The sequence below is a fragment of the Streptomyces sp. NPDC088745 genome, from assembly GCF_044751045.1.
Lineage (GTDB): Bacteria > Actinomycetota > Actinomycetes > Streptomycetales > Streptomycetaceae > Streptomyces > Streptomyces cremeus.
This window is the reverse complement of the sequence record NZ_JBIVLB010000004.1, coordinates 228,507-248,707: the sequence shown is the minus strand read 5'-3', so window position 1 is coordinate 248,707 and position 20,201 is coordinate 228,507. Positions and strand designations below refer to the sequence as shown.

The window sequence follows — 20,201 nt, the reverse complement described above, 5'->3', positions numbered from 1 at the left end:
GGGCAGGAAGCCCCGGGGCCGTGGAGGTCCCGGGGCTTCCTCAGCCGTCGCCCGTGCAAGGGGCGGGGCGGGGGGTGCTAGCGGCGCAGCGGGCCCTCGCAGACGTAGTCGGCGCTGCCGGCCTGGCCGTTGCTCCAGATGTCGACCTTGCCGAAGGAGCAGTTCATGTCGGCGAAGTTGTTCGCGGCGGGCTCGGAGCGGTCGAGGAGGTAGTAGTCGACGGTCTCGGAGACGTCCTTGAAGACCTTGCCGGGGTCGGTGGACTGGGAGAGGTTGGCGGTGATGCGGCCGGTACAGGTGAACCGGCCGAGTTCCTTGCCGCCGTCGTCCTTGCAGGAGGCCGGGTCCAGGTACGTGGCGGCCTTGAAGGCGGCCTTCACGTCGGCGGCGGAGGCGAACTTCAGCGTGGCCGGGGGCGTGTACTGGGTGTTGGGCACGAAGAGCCGGTCGACGACGGCGATCTGCTGGTCGAGGAAGGCGTCGTAGCCGCGCTGGAGTGCGGCGTCGGCGCCCTGCCGCTTGCGCCAGGCGTCGAAGGCGGCGACGTCGTTGGCGCGCAGGTGCCTGTACATCTCCTGGAGCCTGCCGGGGTGGTCGCGCCACAGGTACTCGAAGAAGGTTCCGGCGTACGAGTAGAAGCGGAAGCCGTCGCCGTCGTAGGTGGCGTGCAGGAGCTGCTGGACCGTCATCCGCGGCCCGCCGCCCGCGGTGTCGCTGATGATGCTCTTGACCAGGGACTTGCGGACCGCGATGCCGTCGTCGCGGGTGGCGCCGTCGAAGAACTCGCCGGTGCCCTCGTCCATCGCGGTGGTGCGGTCGCCCTGGTACCAGGGGCCCTCGCCGAAGGAACCGTGCACGGCGAAGCGGCCGTTGAGGTAGTGGACGTACTCGTGCCGGAAGAGTTCTTCGAGGGTGAGTGAGGAGTCCTGCGGGACGCGCCGCTGGTAGGTGTAGAAGGTGGCGCCGCGCTCGATGTAGACGCCGCCGTTGTCGGTGTCCATGCCGGTGAGCAGCGGGTGGTAGTTCTCGTAGTCGGCCCGCGAGCCGTACAGGACGATGTTGAGGGTGGTGTTGGTGTCGCCCGCGAGCGGCTCCGTGCTGCCGACCACCCGGTGGAACTGCGCCTTGACCTGCTTGGACGCGTAGTAGAGCTGGTCGACGGTGGCGCGGTCGAGGCCGGTGCGGACCTTGATGGCGCCGTTGTCGTAGACGTAGGTGTACGGGAAGATCTTCTTCTCGATGTCGTCCTTGCAGACCCCGTACGGTGCGCACGCGTCGTACGCGTTCAGCCAGGAGGCGATCTTGGCCCAGGGCTGGCTGCCCTCGCCGAAGTTCTGCGCGACGGTGGTCAGGAGGGTGCCGAGGTCGGCGGTGATCTGGTCCTTGAGCCCGTCGATCTGGCCGAAGCGGCCGTACTCGCTGAGCGCGTCGCGCACCACCCACTCGTTGGGCGTTCCCTTGAGGTGGGTGTAGCCGGCGAACTTCTTGAACGACTCGCGGTAGGCGGCGTTCTGCTTGACCACGGTGTGGAAGGCGGTGTCCCGGTTGCCGGGGTAGACGCCGAGGTAGTTCGTGGAGAGCGCGGCGAGCGCGGCGCCGCCCCAGGCGGGGTCCGCGTACTGGGTGTTGTGGTACGGGTCCATGGTCGCCAGCACCTTGCGGATCAGGCCCAGTTGGGACTGGCGCAGGCCGGGCCCCGCGGCGTAGAGCGCTTCGCGCAGGGTGTTGGCGTTGGTCTTCGTGACGTCGAAGGTGCGGGCCGCGGTGCCGAAGTCGTTGATGGCGCGGCGCACGGTCTCCACCGTGGGGATGTCGGTGGTGTCGATCTCGTCGCGCGAGAAGTCGTGGTAGGCCACCGCGTGCAGGTACGTGAACATCTCGTACAGGTGGGTGGAGTTCTTGCCGTCGTGACCGGCGGCGAGGCTCGATATGCGGCGGGCGACGGCCTGCACGTGGGCGTCGGACATGACGGGGGCGAGCCGGGCGTCCCAGGTCCAGATGAGGTCGCGCAGGCAGCCGTCGGCGGTGACGGCCGGGTCCGCGAGGAAGTCCGCGAACTGTTCGGGGCCGAGACCCGTGACGCCGTCGAGGGTGCAGGGGACGCCCGCCGCTCTCAGGGATCTCTGCGCGGCGGACCGCTCGGCGGCCGGCCGGGCCGGGGTCTGCGCGCCGGGGGTGCGGCCCTCCCTGGTGACGGCGCGGGGTGCGGGGACGGCGTTCTTCGGCTTCGGCGCCGTGGCGAGGCGTTCGACCTCGTCGAAGGGGTTGGCACCCGGCTCGGCCGCACGGGGCTGCGGCTGGCGGGCGGTGTCCGAGGAGGCGTTCGGCGCGGGCGGCGGGGGCGCGGCCTGGGCGGACTGGACGACCGGGAGGACGAGGGCGGCGGAGAGAGTCGCGGCCAGCAGGATCCTGCGCGGCATACGCGGGTGTGACACCTGGATCTCCGGATCTGTGTGGGGAGTTGAGGGGGCGGTCCGGACGGTCGCCGTGGGCTTCCGTCGGCTTCCGCATCCCGAGGTGTGACCCGTAACATAGTAATGTGAAATTGCACTGACAAGGCTTCGGTCGACTCTCCTGCCCCTGGAGGCGAAAAACGTGACCTCGCTCCCCGAGCGGACCGCCCAACTCCGCACCGTCAGCCATGATTTGCCCGTCTCGCCCGCGCTGGACGCGTACATGGGAGAGCGGTGGGCGCCTTCGCCGCTGTCCCCGGAGGCGCGAGTACCGGGCTTCGAGCACTTCGCGGGACGAAGGGCACGGCTGGCCGCGCTCTTCCCCGGGGAACAACTGGTGGTCCCGGCAGGCGAGTTGCAGGTCCGCTCCAACGACTGCGACTACCGCTTCCGCCCGTACAGCGCGTACGTGTGGCTGACCGGGCTGACGACCGAGGACCAGCCCGGCCACGCCCTGGTGATCCAGCCGGACGGGGAGGCGGTGCTGTACGTACGGCCGCGCTCGCCGCGTGCGGACGGGCGGGGCGAGTTCTACCGCGACCGCAGGTACGGGGAGTTCTGGGTGGGGCGGCGACCCGACCTGGACGAGGCGGAGCACCTGACGGGCGTCCGGTGCGCGCACCTGGACGGCCTGAAGGCCGGCCCGCGAGCGCGGGTCGCGGGCGTCGACCCCGAACTGACGTCCGCGCTGGCCGAGTTGCGGCTCGTCAAGGACGCCTGGGAGGTGGGCGAGATCCAGCGGGCGGTCGACCACACGGTGGCCGGCTTCGAGGACGTCGTACGGTCACTGCCGACGGCCCTGGCGCACCCGCGCGGCGAGCGGTGGATCGAGGGCGTCTTCAACCTGCGGGCCCGCGCGGACGGCAACGGGACCGGGTACGACACCATCGCCGCGTCCGGCGCGCACGCCTGCGTCCTGCACTGGATACGCAACGACGGCGCCCTGAACCGGGACGAACTGCTGCTGTTGGACGCGGGGGTGGAGGTCGACAGCCTCTACACCTCCGACATCACGCGCACGTTCCCCCTGTCCGGGCGCTTCTCACCGGTGCAGCGGCAGGTGTACGAGCTGGTGCTGGCCGCGCAGAACGCGGGGATCGCGGCGCTGAAGCCCGGGGCGGGCTTCCGGGACTTCCACCGGGCCTGCTCGCGGGTGCTGGCGGAGGGGCTGCACGAGTGGGGCGTGCTGCGGGTCCCGCCGGAGGAGTCGCTGCGGGCCGACAGCGGGCTGCACCGGAGGTACTCGCTGTGCAGTTCGGGGCACATGCTGGGACTCGACGTGCACGACTGCGCGCATGCGAGGGCCACGCGGTACCTGGACGGGGTCCTGGAGGAGGGGCAGGTCCTCACGGTGGAGCCCGGGCTCTACCTCCAGCCGGACGACGAGACGTTGCCGGTGGAGCTGAGGGGGGTCGGCGTGCGGATCGAGGACGATGTGGTCATTACGGCGGAGGGGGCGCGGGTGATGTCGTCGGCTCTGCCGCGGGAGCCGGACGCGGTGGAGGAATGGATGTCCTCGCTCCTGCCCTGACGCTTCCCCGTTCGGGGGGAAGGGAAATCCTCCTTTCCGCTCCACCCCCTCCTTCTCCCCGGTGGGCGCAGCCCCCACCCCGTCGGTTAGCGCTCCCCGAGTGGGGACGGGGCCTCCTGGACGACCCACCCGTTCCCGTCCGGGTCGCGGAAGTAGGCCCAGGAGTTCCACGTCTCCCCCTTCCCCTCCTCCCATCCCCTCTCCCCGTAGTGCATCACCGGGCTGATGTCCACGCCCCGCCCCGCCAGCTCCTCCCGCCCCGCCTCCACGTCCGCCACGCACAACTGCATCCCCTGGAGCGAGCCGGGCTCCGCCTCCGTCGCCCACTCCGCCGGCGGCGCCATTCCCTCCGTCAGGACGATCGAACACCGCGACCCCGCCGGTGTGAGCTGCACGACCCGTGCCGTCTCACTGAACTTCATGTCGAGGTCGACCTTGAATCCGCACCTGTCGGCGTAGAAGTCCTTCGCCCGGTCGACGTCCGTCACCGGAACCATGACCACTTCGAGGGTCCACTCCACGGGAATCTCCTCCGCTGCGCGGGCCGCCGCCCACCACGGACGGGGCGGCGTACCAGGATGGACCTCCCATCCTGGTACGCCGCCCCTCCCCCCGCCACCAGAACCGCGCTAGCGCACCCCGAGCTTCCGCGCCGCCGGCTGCCTCGGCTCCACGGGTTCGTCCCTGGCCTGCGCCCACAGCGACCGCACGTGCCCCAGGTGCCTCGCCATGCACGCCTCCGCGGCCTCGGCGTCGCCGGTCAGCATCAGGTCCAGCAGCTCCACGTGCTCCTCGGCCGAGGGCAGCAGTTCATTGCGCTCGTCGAGCCGGGTCAGGCCGTACAGACGCGACCGCTTCCGCAGGTCCCCCACCGTCTCCACCAGCCTCTCGTTCCCCGCGAGCCCCAGAAGCGTCAGGTGGAAGCGCCGGTCGGCCTCCAGGTAGCCGATCAGGTCGTGCTTGCGGGCCGAGGCCACGATCTCCTCGGCGACCGGACGCAGCGCTTCCAGTTCCTCCCGGGCGGCGGTCCTGGTGACCTTGCCGACCACCGGCACCTCGATCAGCGCGCGGATCTCGGTGTACTGGTCGAGGTCGCGCTCGCTCACCTCGGTGATCCGGAAGCCCTTGTTGCGCACGGGCTCCACCAGCCCCTCGCGCGCCAGGTCGAGCATCGCCTCGCGTACCGGCGTCGCGGAGACACCGAAGTCGGCGGCGAGACCCGGCGCCGAGTACACGGAGCCCGGCCGCAGTTCGCCCGCTATCAGGGCTGCGCGCAGGGCGTTCGCCACCTGGTCGCGGAGTCGTTCCTGTGCGGTGATCAGGTGGCGCTGCTGCTTGAGTTCACCCATGGCGGTCCTCCGTGTTGCTGCGGACCGCCAGCGTACAATGTCACGTTGCGCGGTCGGCGGTCCGGTCGACGGGGTGCGCCGGGTGGCGGGAGTCGGCGCACGAGCGGCCGAGGGCGCCCGTCACAGGAGGAACCCGCCGGGGAACGGGTCCGTCGGGTCGAGGAAGTACTGCGCGGTGCCGGTGATCCAGGCCCGTCCGGTGACGGTGGGCACGACCGCGGGCAGGCCGCCGACGGCAGCCGTTCCGATGAGGCGGCCGGTGAACTCCGTACCGATGAAGGACTCGTTGACGAAGTCGCGGCCGACCGGGAGTTCGCCGCGGGCGTGGAGCTGTGCCATGCGGGCGGAGGTGCCGGTGCCGCAGGGCGAGCGGTCGAACCAGCCCGGGTGGATGGCCATCGCGTGCCGGGAGCGGGTGGCGTCGGAGCCGGGAGCGGCGAAGTAGACGTGCTTGAGGCCGGCGATGCGGTCGTCCTCCGGGTGGACGGGGCGGTGGTCCGCGTCGGCGTTGACGGCGTCCATCAGGGCGAGGCCCGCGGCGAGGATGTCGTCCTTGCGGGCCCGGTCGAAGGGGAGGCCGACCGCGTCGAGCTGGACGAAGGCGTAGAAGTTCCCGCCGTACGCCATGTCGTAGGTGACGGTGCCCAGTCGGGGGACCTCGATCTTGCGGTCGAGGGCGACGCAGAAGGCGGGGACGTTGGTGAGGGTGACGCCTTTCGCCGCCCCGTCCTCGACCTGGACGTCGACGGTGACGAGGCCCGCCGGGGTGTCGAGGCGGACCGTGGTGACGGGCTCCCGGACCTCGACCATGCCGGTCTCGACGAGGACGGTGGCCACGCCGATGGTGCCGTGGCCGCACATCGGGAGGTAGCCGGAGACCTCGATGAACAGGACGCCGAAGTCCGCGTCGGGGCGGGTCGGCGGCTGGAGGACGGCGCCGCTCATGGAGGCGTGGCCGCGCGGCTCGTACATCAGGAGCGTGCGGACGGCGTCGCGGTGCTCGGCGAAGTACAGCCGGCGCTCGGCCATGGTGGCGCCGGGGAGGGTGCCGACGCCGCCGGTGATGACGCGGGTGGGCATGCCCTCGGTGTGGGAGTCGACGGCGTGGAAGACGTGGCGGGTGCGCAACTGGGCCTCCTGGTCGGCGTGTTGTGGGACGGGGTCTCAGCGGTGGCCGTCGGCGAGGAGCTTCTCGGTGACGGAGCGCACGACCGACGCCTGCTCCTCGGGGAGCGCGAAGCGCGGCGGGCGGGTGGGGCCGCCGCGCTCGCCCGCGAGGTCCATGGAGAGCTTGATGGACTGGACGAACTCGGTCTTGGAGTCCAGCCGCAGCAAGGGATGCAGGGCGCGGTAGAGGGGCAGCGCGGTCTCCAGGTCCTGGGCGACGGCGGCCCGGTAGAGGGCGACGGAGGCGTCGGGGAGGGCGTTGGGGTAGCCGGCGATCCAGCCGACGGCGCCGGCCAGGGCCAGTTCCAGCAACACGTCGTCCGCGCCGACCAACAGGTCCAGTTCGGGGGCGAGTTCGGCTGTCTCGTAGGCACGGCGCACGTCGCCGCTGAACTCCTTGACGGCGACGATGCTGCCGTCGGCGTGCAGGTCGGCCAGGAGCTGCGGGGTCAGGTCGACCTTGGTGTCGTACGGGTTGTTGTACGCGACGACGGGCACGCCCGCGCGGGCGACCTCGGCGTAGTGGGCGCGTACGGCGCCCTCCTCGGCGCGGAAGGCGTTGGGCGGCAGGAGGAGGACGGAGCCGCAGCCCAGTCCGGCGGCCTGCTCGGCCCAGCGCAGGGCTTCGGCGCTGCCGTACGCGGCGACGCCGGGCATGACGCGGTCGCCGCCCGCGACCTCGACGGCGGTCTTGACGACGCGGGCGCGCTCCTCGTCGGTGAGGGTCTGGTACTCGCCGAGGGAGCCGTTGGGCACGACGCCGTCGCAGCCGGCCGCCAGGAGGCGGGCGACCTGGGCGGCGTAGGTGTCGTAGTCGACGGTGAGGTCGTCGTGGAAGGGGAGGGTGGTGGCGACCATGATGCCGCGCCAGGGGCGGCGGGCCTCAGCGGTCTCGTTCGTGTCGCTCATGCGGGGTCTCCCTAGTGTGAGGTGTGACATTTTATTGAGATGCGGATGGATCCGGCAAGAGGGCCCGGGCGCTAACTGGCCCGCGACGATGCCGTGTTGCCCCGGTCAGCCTTCCGCCAGTCGTTCCAGCGTGACGGGGCAGGCGAGCGGGCGGCGCGGGGCGGTGCCGCCCGCGCCGCCCGTCAGGCAGTCGACGGCGGGGCCGCACATCCGGCCCTGGCACCAGCCCATTCCGGCGCGGGTGAGGAGTTTGACGGTACGGGCGTCCTTCGCCCCGAGTTCCCCGACGGCCTCCCGTACCTCGCCCGCGGTGACTTCCTCGCAGCGGCAGACGTCGGTGTCGTCGCCGAGCCAGGCGGTCCAGCCGGGGCGGGGGGCGTGCGCCACGGCCATGGCGTCGGCGAAGCGGCGCAGCCGGTCGCGGCGCCGGGCGCGGGACTCCCGTCCGGGTCCCTGCCTGCCGGCGATGTCGAGGGCGGCCAACTCGCCCTCCACCATCGCCAGTTCGGCCCCGCCGACTCCTCCGGTCTCCCCCGCCGTCCAGATGCCGGGGACGGTGGTGCGCTGCCTCTCGTCGACGACCAGGGCGTGGGTGCCGTCGGGCGTCAGGCGGGTGGCGCAGCCGATTCCGGTGGCGGGTTCGAGCTGCGGGACGAGGCCGTGGCCGACGGCGAGGGCGTCGCAGGCAATCTGCTTCCCGGTGCCGGGGACGGGCCGCCAGTCGTGGTCGAGGCGCATGACGGTGACGGCCTCGACGCGGTCCTTGCCGTGCACTTCGGTGACGGCGGCCCGCGTGCGCACGGGGATGCGGTGCCGGAGGAGCCCGATGCCGTGCACCGCCCCTTCGGCGAGCTTGCCGGGGTTGGCGGCGAGGGCTCCGGGACGGCGGGCGTACCCGACGTAACCGCTCGCCTCGACGACCGTCGGCACCTCCGCCCCGGCGGCGGCGAGCGATCCGGCCACGGCGAGCAGCAGCGGCCCGCTCCCGGCGACGACGATCCGGCGTCCGGGCAGGACGAGCCCGGCCTTGAGCACGGCCTGCGCGCCACCGGCTCCGACGACGCCGGGCAGGGTCCAGCCGGGGAAGGGGAGCTGGCGTTCGTGGGCCCCGGTGGCGAGCAGGAGTTTGGCGGCCCGTACGGTACGGCGTTCCCCTGCCCCGTCGGGGCCGAGGGCGGTGTGCACCGACCACTCCCCCACCGCGCCGGTGACGGCCCAGACGTGGTGTTCGGCGAGGTGGGCGACGCGTCCTGCGGCGACGAGCGCCGCCAGCCGCCGTGCCCGGCCGGCGTACGCCTGCCAGGCGTGGTGCAGGGCCTGGGGGCGGCGGGCGTTCAGGCCGGGGGCGGGGTGCCGGTAGAACTGGCCGCCGGTGCGGGCCGCGGAGTCCAGCAGGGCCACCCGCAGGCCGAGCCGCCCCGCGGCGACGGCGGCCGCCAGCCCGGCGGGGCCGGCCCCGACGACGGCGAGATCGTACGGGGTGCCGGTGTACGGGGAGCTGTCGCGCGAAGCGCTGTCGTACGGGGCGCCGCTGTGCGGAGCACCGGCGGACGGGTCGCCGGCGCGCGGAGCGGCTGGGACGGCGTCGTCAGACGGCGAGGTCGGCACGTCCGGTTCCTTCCTGGGTGGTGACGGCGTCTCCCGGGCGGGCCGGGACGAGACAAGCGCGTTGGTTGGGCCGGGAGTTGACGGTGGCGAGGCAGTCGTAACAGGAGCCGATTCCGCAGAAGGCCCCGCGGGGCCGCCCGTCGCGGCGGGTGGTGCGCCAGGACAGGATCCCGGCGGCCCAGAGGGCTGCGGCGACGCTCTGCCCGGGGAGGGCGGGAAGGGGGCGGCCGTCGAGGGTGATCTCGAAGGCGGGCCCGGGGGCCGCGTCGGCGAGGCCGAGAGGGGTGCGGTGCGTGCTGCGGGGGCGGTGGTCGCGGGTGGTCATGTCCAGCCTTTCGGTCGGCGGGGGATGGCGGGCGAAGTGCCGGGGGCGGGGCGGTGAGGGCGGGACGCGGTGGGTGCGGCGGGGCATCCGGAGCGGCGCGGACCCTGACCGCCGGCCGCCCACACCCCGCCGTCACCCCACCCGCGACCGTCACCCCACACCCGCCGTCACTCCGCCCCCGCGTTCGCGCCCGCACCGGCCCCCGCTCCCACCCCGAACCTCTCCGGCCGGAAGGCCCGCGCCAGTTCCGGTGTCTCGCCCGTGAGCGCCCGCGCCACGAACAGCCCGGTCGCGGGCGCCAGCCCGACCCCCGCGCCCTCGTGCCCGCACGCCTGGAAGAGGCCGGGTACGCGCGCGTCCGCGCCGATCGCCGGGAGGTGGTCCGGCAGGTACGGCCGGAACCCGTGATACGTCCGCATCACCCGCACCCCCTTCAGCACCGGGAACAGCTCCCCCGCCTGCCGCGCCAGCCTGCGCAGCACTTCCACCGACAGCGAGCGGTCGAACCCGACCCGCTCCCGGCTCGCCCCGATGAGCACGGGACCGGCGGCGGTGCCCTCCACCACGGCCGAGGTCTGGAGCGCGGCGGACCCGCTGGCCACGTCGGCGACGTAGTCGGCCGCGTACACCTTGCGCCGTACGACACGCGGCAGCGGCTCGGTGACCAGGACGAAGCCCCGCCGGGGCAGCACCGGCAGCTCGGCCCCGGCGAGGGCGGCGATCCGGCCGCCCCAGGTCCCGGCGGCGTTGACGACGGCCGGGGCGAGGATCTCCCCGCGCGGGGTGCGCACACCGCGTACCGCACCGTCGGGGCCGCGCAGGACGGCCGTGACCTCCTCGCCCAGCCTGAGCTGTGCCCCGGAGGCCCTGAGCAGGTGGGCGGCGGCGAGCGCGGGCTGGACCTGGGCGTCCTGCGGGTAGTGCGCGCCACCGGCGAGGCCGGGGGCGAGATGGGGTTCGAGGTCGTGCAGGGAGCCGACGTCCTCGCAGGTCACACCGCTTTCGCGCTGGGCGGCGGCGAAGGTGCGCAGGGCGGCGAGCCCCGGTTGTGTGGCGGCGACGACGAGGCCGCCCTTGGGCTCGTACTCGATCCGCCCGGGGAATTCCTCGGCCAGCTCGCGCCACAGTCTTGTGGACAGCAGCGCGAGGTCGAGTTCGGGTCCCGGCTCCTTGTCGGAGACGAGCAGGTTGCCCTCGCCCGCGCCGGTCGTGCCGCCCGCGACGGGGCCGCTGTCGACGACGACGACGCTCAGGCCGGAGCGGGCGGCGTAGAAGGCGCAGGCCGCGCCGACCACTCCGGCTCCGACGACGACAACATCAAAGGGGTGTCTCGTGAACACGTCAGTAATATGTCACACAACACCGAGGGTGCCAAGGGTTCTTGTTCCCCCTGGCGCCCGACTCCCCCTCAGACCGCGCGGGTTCCCTCGGCCCCTCGGCGCCGGACAGCACGGCGATGCCGTCCAGCTCCACGAGCGCTTGTGCGTCCCACAGCCGCACCGCGCCGATCACGGCCATGGCGGGGTAGTCGCGTCCGACCAACCGCCGCCAGACGCGCCCGAGTTCGGGGGCGTGCTTCCGGTAGTCGGCGACATCGGTGGCGTAGACGGTCACCCGGACCAGGTCGGCGGGGGCGCCCCCGGCGTCGGCGAGGGCGGCCAGCAGATTGGTGAGGGCCGTCTCGAACTGGTCGGCCAGTGTCTCGCCGACCACCGCGCCCGCCCCGTCGAGGGCGGTCTGCCCGGCGAGGAACACCAGCCGGGAGCCGGTGGCGGCGACGCTGACGGCGTGCGAGAAACCGTGGGGCGGGGAGAGTTCGGCGGGGTTGTGTCGCCTGAGATGCCCGGCGGAGGGGCCGGAGGGGTGCGTCATGCGTACAGCTCCTTCGCGATGATGGTGCGCTGAACCTCGGTGGCGCCCTCGTAGATGCGGGGTGCGCGCACCTCCCGGTAGAGGTGTTCCAGCAGGTGGCCGCGCTGGAGGGCGCGCGCGCCGTGCAGTTGGACGGCGGCGTCCACGACGTACTGGGCGGTCTCGGTGGCGAAGAGTTTCGCCATGGCGGAACTCCTGGGCACGCCCGGTTCGTTCCTGTCGTACGCGGCGGCGGCCGCGTAGACGAGCAGCCGGGCGGCCTCGGTGCGGGTGGCCATCTCGGCGACCTGGTGGGCGACGGACTGGAGGTGCTTCAGGGGCCCGCCGAAGGCGGTGCGGGTGGCGGTGTGCGCGAGCGTGGCGTCGAGCGCGGCCTGCGCCATGCCGACCGCGAACGCGCCCACGCTGGGGCGGAAGAGGTTCAGGGTGTCCATGGCGACCCGGAATCCCCTGTCCGGCACGCCGATGACGTCCTCGGGCGTCACGTGCACGCGGTCGAGGGCGAGCGCGCCGATGGGGTGCGGGGAGAGCATGTCGAGCGCGGTGCCGGTGAGTCCGGGGCGGTCGGCGGGCACCAGGAACGCGGTGATGCCGCGCGCGCCCGCACCCGGTGTCGTACGGGCGAAGACGGTGTAGAAGTCGGCGTGGGGGGCGTTGGAGATCCAGCGCTTCTCGCCGGTCAGGAGCCAGCCGCCGCCCTTCCCCTCGGCACCGGCCGCCGGCTCGGCCCGCAGGTCCAGGGCCGCCGCGTCCGAGCCGGCGCCCGGCTCGCTCAGCGCGAATCCGGCGACGATGCGGCCCTCCCGCACCCCCGGCAGCCAGCGTTCGCGCTGTGCGTCGGTGCCCGCGCGGGCGACCGGGGAGGCGCCGAGCCCCTGGAGCGCGAGGGCCGTCTCCGCCTCCGTGCAGCCGTGGGCGAGGGACTCCCGCATGAGGCAGAGGTCGAGCGCGCCGGCGGAGAACAGGCGCTCCAGCAGGCCGAGTTCGCCGAGGGCGGCGATCAGCGGGCGGTTCAGGCGGCCCGGCTCGCCCTTCTCGGCGAGCGGGCGCAAGCGGTCCGTGGCGAGCGCGCGCAGTTCCTCGCACCACTCGCGCTGCTGCGGTTCCAGGGCGAATCCGGGCATCTGCGGCCCCTCTCAGCTCGCGCACACCGCGTTTATCGCGGACCGTTGACTGTCGTCACGGTCACGATACGCTCGGGAGGGCCCGTACCACAGGCGACCGCCCGCATCCATGCGCCATCGGCACCCTCACCCCGCACCGCGCCACCGGCATTCCGCCTCTCGCACCGCGCCACCGGCATTCCGCCTCTCGCACCGCGCCACCGGCATTCCGCACCGAGCGCCTCGCACCCCGCCTTGTTCCACCCGGCGAAACACCGTCCCACCGCATCCGTACCACCGCACGGCAGGACCACCCACCCGTCAGACCGTCAGCCGCAACCCGGACTGCTCGCTGCAAGGGGGCCAACCCGTCATGGCCATGGAGCTGCACCCCTCGGCCCACACCGACACCTTTCCGCGCGACCATCTGCCGCCCGTCGAGCAGTGGCCGGAGTTCCTCTTCGAGCTGCCGGAACTCCAGTACCCCGCACGGCTCAACTGCGGTGCCGAGCTGGTCGACCGCCCGCTGGAGGAGTTCCGGTCGGACCGGCCCGCCCTGCGCACCCTCGCCGGCGAGGTCTGGTCGTACGGCGAACTGCGCGAGCACACCGACCAGATCGCGCACGTGCTCACCGGCGACCTGGGGATCGTGCCGGGCAACCGTGTCCTGCTGCGCGGCCCGAGCACGCCCTGGCTGGTGGCCTGCTGGCTCGCCGTGATGAAGGCGGGTGCGGTGGCGGTCACCGTACTGGCACAGCAGCGGGCCCCCGAGCTGGCCACGATCTGCGAGATGGCGCAGGTCAGCCATGCCCTGTGCGACGTACGGGCGATGGACGACCTGACGAAGGCACAGGTGCCGGGGCTGCGGATCACGGCGTTCGCCGGGGACGCGCCGGACGATCTGGTGCGGCAGGCGGCGATCAAACCGGCACGGTACGAGGCGGTCGCCACGTCGGCGGACGACGTGGCGCTGATCGCGTTCACCTCGGGAACGACGGGCCGCCCCAAGGGGTGCATGCACTTCCACCGCGACGTGCTGGCGATCGCGGACACCTTCGCGCGGTACGTACTGCGCCCGGAGCCGGACGACGTGTTCGCGGGGAGCCCGCCGCTCGGCTTCACCTTCGGGCTCGGCGGCCTGGTGGTCTTCCCCCTGCGGGTGGGCGCCTCCACTCTGCTGCTGGAACAGGCCGGGCCGCGCGAGCTGCTGCCGGCGCTGGCCGAGCACCAGGTGTCGGTGCTGTTCACCGCGCCGACCGCGTACCGGATCATGCTGGACGCGCTGGCGGACCCGAAGGCCAAGCACGACCTGAGCGCGCTGCGCCGGTGCGTGTCGGCGGGCGAGAACCTTCCGTCGGCGACCTGGCAGGGCTGGTACGAGCGGACGGGCGTACGCATCATCAACGGCATCGGCGCGACCGAACTCCTGCACATCTTCATCTCCGCGGCGGACGACGACATCCGTCCCGGCACCACCGGGAAGCCGGTGCCGGGCTGGCAGGCGCGCGTGCTGGACGCGGACGGGCACGAGGTGCCGGACGGCGAACCCGGGCTGCTCGCGGTGCGCGGCCCGGTGGGCTGCCGCTATCTCGCGGACGAGCGCCAGCGGGTGTACGTACGGCACGGCTGGAACCTCACCGGCGACACCTACGTGCGCGACGCGGAGGGCTACTTCCGCTATGTGGCGCGCGCGGACGACATGATCGTCTCCGCCGGATGCAACATCGCGGGCCCCGAGGTCGAGGACGCGCTGCTGCGCCACCCCGACGTCCTGGAGGCGGCGGTGGTCGGCCGGGCCGACGAACTGCGCGGGCAGGTGGTCGTCGCGTACGCGGTGCTGCGGGCGGGAACGGCGTGCGGCGAGGAGACGGCGGCGCGGCTGCGGGACTTCGTGCAGGGGGAGCTGGTGCCGTACAAGTGCCCGCGCGAGTTCGTCTTCCTGGACGTGCTGCCGCGCACCCCCACGGGCAAGCTCCAGCGCTTCCGGCTGCGGGACGCGGCCGGGGCCGCACCCGTCGCCGCCGTGCCGTGGGCCGGGCCTCCGGAGGACCCGGGCGCCGGGCTTCCGGGCGACCCCGGGACCGTACAGTGATCGCGTGGCTGACCCGCACGCTCCTCGCTCACTGATCATCACGCTGTACGGCGCCTACGGGCGTGACGGCGCCGGGCCCGGCACCGGTGACGGGCCGCTGCCCGTCGCGGCGCTGATCCGGCTGCTCGCGGCGGTGGGGGTGGACGCGCCGTCCGTGCGGTCGGCGGTCTCGCGCCTGAAGAGGCGCGGGCTGCTGGAGGCGGCGCGCACGCCCGAGGGCGCGGCCGGATACGCGCTGTCCGGCGACGCCCGCCAACTGCTGGACGACGGGGACCGCCGCATTTACGCCGGTACGCGGCCCCGCCTGGCGGACGGGTGGGTGCTGGCGGTGTTCTCCGTGCCGGAGGCCGAGCGCGCCAAGCGGCACGTACTGCGTTCGCGGCTGGCACGGCTGGGTTTCGGGACGGCGGCGCCGGGGGTGTGGATCGCGCCCGGCGGCCTGTACGAGGAGACGCGGCACACGCTGCGGCGGCTGCAGCTCGCCGAGTACGTGGAGCTGTTCCGGGGCGATCACCTGGGGTTCGCGGCGACGCGGGACTCGGTGGCGCGGTGGTGGGACCTGCCGGAGATCGCCGGCCTGCACCATGCGTTCCTGGAGCGGCACGAGCCGGTGCTGCGCAGGTGGGAGGCGGGGGCGGCCTCGGACGTGCCCGAACCGGAGCGGGCCTACCGGGACTACCTGTTGGCGCTCGACTCCTGGCGGCGGCTGCCCTACACGGACCCCGGTCTGCCCGCCGAACTGCTGCCGCAGGACTGGCCCGGGGGACGGTCGGCGCGGGTGTTCGCGGAGCTGCATGCCCGGTTGCGGGACACCGGGGCGCGGTTCGTGCGGGGAGTGCGGGACCCCACGGAACCGAAAGCCCCCTTCGTATGACAAACGTCGACGCCTGTGGACATCCACGCGCACACTTCTCGACCGCCTGCGCATGATGAGGCATGACCTGGACTTTCACGGAAGACCTCAAGGAGTTCCTCGACGCGGCGCATGAGTCGCTGGCGTCCCGGCCGGTGCGCGACACACTGCTGCTGACGGTGTCGGCGACGCTGGTCCGGCGGGGAATGGACGCCTACGGCGAGGAGCCGCCGCTCTTCGGCTGGTGGCGGCGTCCGGCCGACGGAGTCGTGGACGGGGCGCTGATATGGACCCCGCCGGAGCCGGTACTGCTGAGTGCCGTGCCCCGGGACGCGGTCCGCCCGCTGGTACGGGCGCTGGGTGACGGCGCGGCCCCGGGCGGCCGCGATGTCACCGGCCTGCACGTGGAGAGCGAGGCGGCGGCGGAAGCGGCCGCGGCCTGGACGGAGTCGGCCGGTGCGGGGTCCGGTGGCCTGCGGCGCGGGGTCGAGCACCGGCTGTACCGGCTGGCCGAGTTGGTGCCGCCGCCCCGGCTGCCCGCGGGGCGGGCCCGGCGCGCGACCCGGGAGGACCGCGAGGTCCTGGTGGAGTAGGTGCGGGCGTTCGCCGCGGACACGGGGCAGCCCGGGAACCGCGCGGAGGCCGTCGTCGACGAGCGGGTGCGGCACGGGGGCCTGCGCGTGTGGGAGGACCCCGGGGGCACACCGGTGTCGATGGCCGGCGTCACGCTCCCCGCCGAGGGCACGGTGCGGCTGTCCCTGGTCTACACCCCGCCCGCGCTGCGCGGGAACGGCTACGCGGCGGCGGTCACGGCGGACCTGAGTGCGGCCGCCGTGGCGGCCGGGGCCGAGGAGGTGCTGCTGTTCGCGGACACGGCGAACCCCGTCAGCAACCGGATGTATCAGCGGCTCGGCTTCGAGGAGGTGTCGACGCGGGTGGTCCTCACGGTGCCGGACGGGCCCGCCGCGGACTGGGCGGCCCCGGGGGTGCGTGCAGGCTGAGGCGGGGTTTGGGGCCGTCGGTGCGGCCGGTCGGCGGCTTGCGGCTGCCGGCCCGGTAGGGCGGGGGCCAGGGGGCGCCGGGGCCGGAGTAGTCCTGTTCGGCGGCGGCGTGCAGGGTCCAGTGGGGGTCGTAGAGGTGGGGCCGGGCGAGGGCGCAGAGGTCGGCGCGGCCCGCGAGGAGAAGGGAGTTGACGTCGTCCCAGGAGGAGATCGCGCCGACGGCGATCACCGGTACGCCGAGGGTGTTGCGGATGCGGTCGGCGTAGGGCGTCTGGTAGGAGCGGCCGAACTCGGGGGCCTCGTCGGGGACGACCTGGCCGGTGGAGACGTCGATGGCGTCGGCGCCGTGCTCGGCGAAGGCGCGGGCGATCTCGACGGCCTCCTCCTCGGTGGTGCCGCCCTCGGCCCAGTCGGTGGCGGAGATGCGGACGGTCATGGGTTTGCCGTCGGGCCAGACGCCCCGGACGGCGTCGAAGACTTCGAGGGGGAAGCGGAGACGGCGGGCGAGGCTTCCGCCGTAGGCATCGGTGCGCCGGTTGGTGAGAGGGGAGAGGAAACCGGAGAGCAGGTAGCCGTGGGCGCAGTGGAGTTCGAGGAGGTCGAAGCCGCAGCGGACGGCGCGCCGGGCGGAGGCGGCGAACTGTTCGCGGATGTCGATGAGGCCGGAGCGGTCGAGCTGGGCCGGGACCTGGTTGACGCCGGGCCGGTAGGGCAGCGGGGAGGGCGCGACCAGGGGCCAGTTGGTCTCGGTGTCGGTGGCGTCGAGCGGCTGGTCGATGCCGTCCCACATCAGCTTGGTGGAGCCCTTGCGCCCGGAGTGGCCGAGCTGGACGCCGATGGCGGTGCCGGGGCTCTGCCGGTGCACGAAGTCGGTGATCCGCCGCCAGGCGGTGGCCTGTTCGGGGGTGTAGAGCCCGGTGCAGCCGGGGGTGATGCGGCCCTCGGGGCTGACGCAGACCATCTCGGTCATGACGAGTCCGGCGCCGCCGAGGGCGCGGGAGCCGAGGTGGACGAGGTGGAAGTCGCCGGGGACGCCGTTCTCGGCGGAGTACATGTCCATGGGGGAGACGACGACACGGTTGCGCAGGGTCAGTTCGCGGAGCCGGAAGGAGGTGAACATCGGTGGAGTGCCGGGCGAGGGGCAGCCGAAGTCCGCCGCGACGGCCTCGGTGAAGGCGCTGTCGCGCAGACGCAGGTTGTCGTGGGTGACCCGACGGCTGCGGGTGAGGAGGTTGAACGCGAACTGCCGGGGCGGCTGGTGGACGTATCCGGACAGGTCCTCGAACCAGCGCAGGCTGGCGGCCGCCGCCCGCTGCGTCGAGGTGACGACGGGCCGACGCTCGGCCTCGTAGGCGGCGAGCGCAGCCGGCAGCCCGGGCTGTTCCTCGATGCAGGCGGCGAGGGCGAGGGCGTCCTCGACGGCGAGCTTGGTGCCGGAGCCGATGGAGAAGTGGGCGGTGTGGGCGGCATCGCCGAGCAGAACGGTGTTGCCGTACGACCACCGGTCGTTGACGACCGTGCGGAAAGCGATCCAGGAGGAGTTGTTGCCCCTGAGGGGACGGCCGCCGAGGGCGTCGGCGAAGAGCTTGGCGCAGCGTTCGACGGACGCGGCCTCGTCACAGGTGTCGAGCCCGGCGGCCCGCCAGACCTCCTCGCGCATCTCGACGATGACGGTCGAGGCGTCCTTCGCATAGGGGTAGCCGTGCAGTTGCATCACCCCGTGCTCGGTCTCCGCGATCTCGAAACGGAACGCGTCGAAGGCGAAGTCGGCGGCGAGCCAGATGTACCGGCAGCGGTGGGAGGTGATGCGGGGTCCGAACACGTCGGCGTGGGCCTGCCGGGTGAGGCTGTGCACCCCGTCGGCGGCGATCACCAGGTCGTACGCGGTGGCCAGTTCGGCGGCGGGCGGGGCCTCGGTACGGATGCGGAGCTCGACGCCGAGCGAACGGCAGCGGGCGTGCAGGACCTCCAGCAGCCTGCGCCGGCCGAGAGCGGCGAAGCCGTGCCCGCCGGAGGTGAGGCGGCGGCCGCGGTGCACGACGTCGATGTCGTCCCACCGGACGAACTCGGCGGTGAGCGCCCGGTACACCTCGGGGTCGGCGTGCTCGATGCCGCCGAGCGTCTCGTCGGACAGGACGACGCCGAACCCGAAGGTGTCGTCGGGAGCGCCCCGCTCCCAGACGGTGACCGCACGGGCCGGATCGAGCCGCTTGAGCAGCGCGGCGGCGTAGAGCCCGCCGGGCCCGCCGCCGATGACGGCGACACGGAGCGGGGGGTGGGGGGTTGGGGTGGGGGTGGGGGCCGGGGTGGGGGCTGGGGTGGGTGGGAGGGCGGAGGGGGTGGGGGGGCGGGGGGAGGGGGGGAGGGGGCCCCCGGAGGAAGAAGTGGTCACCGTCAGCGCCCCCGCCACTTCGGCGCCCGCTTCTCCGTGAACGCGGCGTGGAACTCGGCGTAGTCCTCCCCGTTCATCAGCAGCGCCTGGGTGGCGGCGTCCAGCTCGACGGCGGCGGCGAGCGGCATGTCGAGTTCGGCGGTGAGCAGGGCCTTGGTCTGGGCGTGCGCGAGGGCGGGGCCGTCGGCGAGCCGCCTGGCCAGTGCGGCGGCGCGGCGGTCGGCCTGTCCCTCCTCGGTCAGCTCGCTGAGCAGCCCGATCCGCTCGGCCTCCGGCGCACGCACCGGTTCACCGAGCATCAGCAGCCGGGTGGCGTGGCCGAGTCCGACGACCCGCGGCAGCAGGTAGGCGGCGCCCATGTCGCCGCCGGACAGCCCGACCTTGGTGAAGAGGAAGGCGAACTTGGCCGTCGGGTCGGCGATCCGGAAGTCCGCCGCGAGCGCGAGGACCGCTCCCGCGCCGGCCGCCACCCCGTGCACGGCGGCGATCACCGGGAACGGGCATTCCCGCAGCGCCCGTACGACCTGCCCCGTCATCCGGTTGAAGTCGAGGAGCTGCCCGGTGTCCATGGACAGCGTCGCCCCAATGATCTCGTCCACGTCGCCGCCCGAGCAGAACCCGCGCCCCTCCCCCGCCAGCACCAGTGCGCGCACGGAACGTTCCCGGGCGAGTTCGGCGAGGAGGTCGCGCAGGTCGGCGTACGCGCCGAAGGTCAGCGCGTTCAGCTTGTCCGGGCGGGCGAGGGTGACGGTCGCGACTCCTTCGTCGAGGGCCAGCCGCAGGTGGCGCCACTTCTCGGTGCGCTGGGCGGAGCTGAGGAACGGGCTCATGGGCGCAGCCTCCCGGTGCCGGTGCCAGTTCTCCGAAGCTATCACCGGTCCGTGACTCCCGTCACGAGTACGCGATAAAGCAGTACTGGGCGGCACTCCCGGACACCTGTGAGAAGGTCGTACGGGCCGGCTCACCCCCCATGGTCCCGAAGGACTGTGGCGCAGGTCCCAACCATTGACGGCGAGCGGCCCTACTGGAACAGCCTTTCGCTTCGTACCGTTGAACGCAGGAAATCTGCTTCCCGAACGGACGACGCCTTGCCCCCTGCCTCTGGTCCTCCCTCCGGCTCCGCGCCCGGTCGCCCCACCTCCTGGCGCATCGAGCTGCCGCACTCACCGGCCGCGGTGCCGATGGCCCGTGCCCTGATCCGTACGGCGTTGGCGGAATTGGAGGCTCCGGCCGCGGACAGCGATACGGCCGAGCTGCTGACCGCCGAACTCGTGGCGAACGCCGTCGAGCACACCAGTGGCTCCGCCCCGATCGAGCTGGTGGTGGAGCTGCTGCCGACGGGGTGCCAGGTCGAGGTGCACGACGGCGACCCGGGGCCGCCGGGCAACCTGGAGTCCTCCGAGGCCGATCAGTGCCCCGACCCCTGGCAGGAGCACGGTCGCGGTCTGCTGTTGATCCGTACGCTCAGCTCGGACTGCGGACACCGGCGTACGGATTCGGGCAAGGCGGTCTGGTTCCGTCTCCCCGCGCCGCACTGACCCCCGAA

At 73.2% G+C, this 20,201-nt stretch carries 17 protein-coding genes and 1 pseudogene; 6 read left to right on the top strand and 12 right to left on the bottom strand.

Annotation, left to right across the window (positions count from 1 at the left end; genetic code table 11):
• Positions 1-77 precede the first annotated feature (77 nt).
• Entirely contained in the window at positions 78-2,420 is a 2,343-nt protein-coding gene (locus ACIP93_RS13960; protein WP_401758307.1) for a collagenase, read from the bottom strand.
• A gap of 175 nt (positions 2,421-2,595) precedes the next feature.
• Here ACIP93_RS13960 and ACIP93_RS13955 point away from each other — a divergent pair, with 175 nt between their 5' ends.
• Positions 2,596-3,984 carry an aminopeptidase P family protein gene (locus ACIP93_RS13955; protein ID WP_401758304.1) on the top strand — a complete coding sequence of 463 codons (1,389 nt, stop codon included), beginning with the start codon at positions 2,596-2,598 and terminating at the stop codon, positions 3,982-3,984.
• Between the two features lie 86 nt (positions 3,985-4,070).
• Here ACIP93_RS13955 and ACIP93_RS13950 read toward each other — a convergent pair whose 3' ends face one another.
• The 9 genes and pseudogenes from ACIP93_RS13950 to ACIP93_RS13910 all read right to left on the bottom strand — a co-directional run bounded on the left by ACIP93_RS13950 (position 4,071) and on the right by ACIP93_RS13910 (position 12,338).
• Positions 4,071-4,505 carry a VOC family protein gene (locus ACIP93_RS13950; protein ID WP_345217569.1) on the bottom strand — a complete coding sequence of 145 codons (435 nt, stop codon included), beginning with the start codon at positions 4,503-4,505 and terminating at the stop codon, positions 4,071-4,073.
• A 108-nt stretch (positions 4,506-4,613) separates the two neighbouring features.
• Complete coding sequence (locus tag ACIP93_RS13945; RefSeq protein ID WP_345217567.1) at positions 4,614-5,333, bottom strand: GntR family transcriptional regulator; 720 nt, start codon at positions 5,331-5,333, stop codon at positions 4,614-4,616.
• A gap of 120 nt (positions 5,334-5,453) precedes the next feature.
• Positions 5,454-6,461: a proline racemase family protein gene (locus tag ACIP93_RS13940; protein WP_345217565.1), complete on the bottom strand. Its 1,008-nt coding sequence runs from the start codon at positions 6,459-6,461 to the stop codon at positions 5,454-5,456.
• A 36-nt stretch (positions 6,462-6,497) separates the two neighbouring features.
• Complete coding sequence (locus tag ACIP93_RS13935) at positions 6,498-7,409, bottom strand: dihydrodipicolinate synthase family protein (RefSeq protein WP_401758300.1); 912 nt, start codon at positions 7,407-7,409, stop codon at positions 6,498-6,500.
• 105 nt (positions 7,410-7,514) lie between these two features.
• Positions 7,515-8,849: an NAD(P)/FAD-dependent oxidoreductase gene (locus ACIP93_RS13930; protein WP_401758838.1), complete on the bottom strand. Its 1,335-nt coding sequence runs from the start codon at positions 8,847-8,849 to the stop codon at positions 7,515-7,517.
• Between the two features lie 148 nt (positions 8,850-8,997).
• Positions 8,998-9,342, bottom strand: a complete 345-nt coding sequence (locus ACIP93_RS13925; protein ID WP_345217559.1) for a (2Fe-2S)-binding protein — start codon at positions 9,340-9,342, stop codon at positions 8,998-9,000.
• 167 nt (positions 9,343-9,509) lie between these two features.
• The gene (locus ACIP93_RS13920) at positions 9,510-10,682 is read right to left on the bottom strand and encodes an NAD(P)/FAD-dependent oxidoreductase (RefSeq protein ID WP_401758296.1); all 1,173 of its coding nucleotides are present in this window, start codon (positions 10,680-10,682) and stop codon (positions 9,510-9,512) included.
• Between the two features lie 106 nt (positions 10,683-10,788).
• Positions 10,789-11,214 (bottom strand): annotated as a pseudogene (locus ACIP93_RS13915) (RidA family protein); the annotation flags it as partial.
• On the bottom strand, positions 11,211-12,338 hold the full coding sequence (locus ACIP93_RS13910) for an acyl-CoA dehydrogenase family protein (RefSeq protein WP_401758293.1): 1,128 nt from the start codon (positions 12,336-12,338) through the stop codon (positions 11,211-11,213). The gene ACIP93_RS13910 and the pseudogene ACIP93_RS13915, both read right to left, overlap by 4 nt.
• 358 nt (positions 12,339-12,696) lie before the next feature.
• Between ACIP93_RS13910 and ACIP93_RS13905 the strand changes: the two genes are divergently transcribed.
• The 4 genes from ACIP93_RS13905 (at position 12,697) to ACIP93_RS13890 (ending at position 16,263) form a co-directional block, all read left to right on the top strand.
• A complete protein-coding gene (locus ACIP93_RS13905; protein WP_401758835.1) occupies positions 12,697-14,409 on the top strand; it encodes an AMP-binding protein in 1,713 nt (570 codons plus the stop codon).
• A gap of 4 nt (positions 14,410-14,413) precedes the next feature.
• Positions 14,414-15,283 carry a PaaX family transcriptional regulator C-terminal domain-containing protein gene (locus ACIP93_RS13900; RefSeq protein WP_401758290.1) on the top strand — a complete coding sequence of 290 codons (870 nt, stop codon included), beginning with the start codon at positions 14,414-14,416 and terminating at the stop codon, positions 15,281-15,283.
• Positions 15,284-15,345: 62 nt separating this feature from the next.
• Positions 15,346-15,855 carry a hypothetical protein gene (locus ACIP93_RS13895; protein WP_401758287.1) on the top strand — a complete coding sequence of 170 codons (510 nt, stop codon included), beginning with the start codon at positions 15,346-15,348 and terminating at the stop codon, positions 15,853-15,855.
• Positions 15,856-16,263 carry a GNAT family N-acetyltransferase gene (locus ACIP93_RS13890; protein ID WP_401758284.1) on the top strand — a complete coding sequence of 136 codons (408 nt, stop codon included), beginning with the start codon at positions 15,856-15,858 and terminating at the stop codon, positions 16,261-16,263.
• Here ACIP93_RS13890 and ACIP93_RS13885 read toward each other — a convergent pair.
• Together ACIP93_RS13885 and ACIP93_RS13880 are read right to left on the bottom strand one after the other, a co-directional pair.
• A complete protein-coding gene (locus tag ACIP93_RS13885; protein WP_401758832.1) occupies positions 16,205-18,517 on the bottom strand; it encodes a bifunctional salicylyl-CoA 5-hydroxylase/oxidoreductase in 2,313 nt (770 codons plus the stop codon). The two genes, ACIP93_RS13890 and ACIP93_RS13885, sit on opposite strands and share 59 nt — an antisense overlap.
• Before the next feature lie 140 nt (positions 18,518-18,657).
• Positions 18,658-19,485 carry an enoyl-CoA hydratase family protein gene (locus tag ACIP93_RS13880; protein ID WP_345217547.1) on the bottom strand — a complete coding sequence of 276 codons (828 nt, stop codon included), beginning with the start codon at positions 19,483-19,485 and terminating at the stop codon, positions 18,658-18,660.
• Positions 19,486-19,743: 258 nt separating this feature from the next.
• Here ACIP93_RS13880 and ACIP93_RS13875 point away from each other — a divergent pair, with 258 nt between their 5' ends.
• Entirely contained in the window at positions 19,744-20,193 is a 450-nt protein-coding gene (locus tag ACIP93_RS13875) for an ATP-binding protein (protein WP_401758280.1), read from the top strand.
• Positions 20,194-20,201 lie beyond the last annotated feature (8 nt).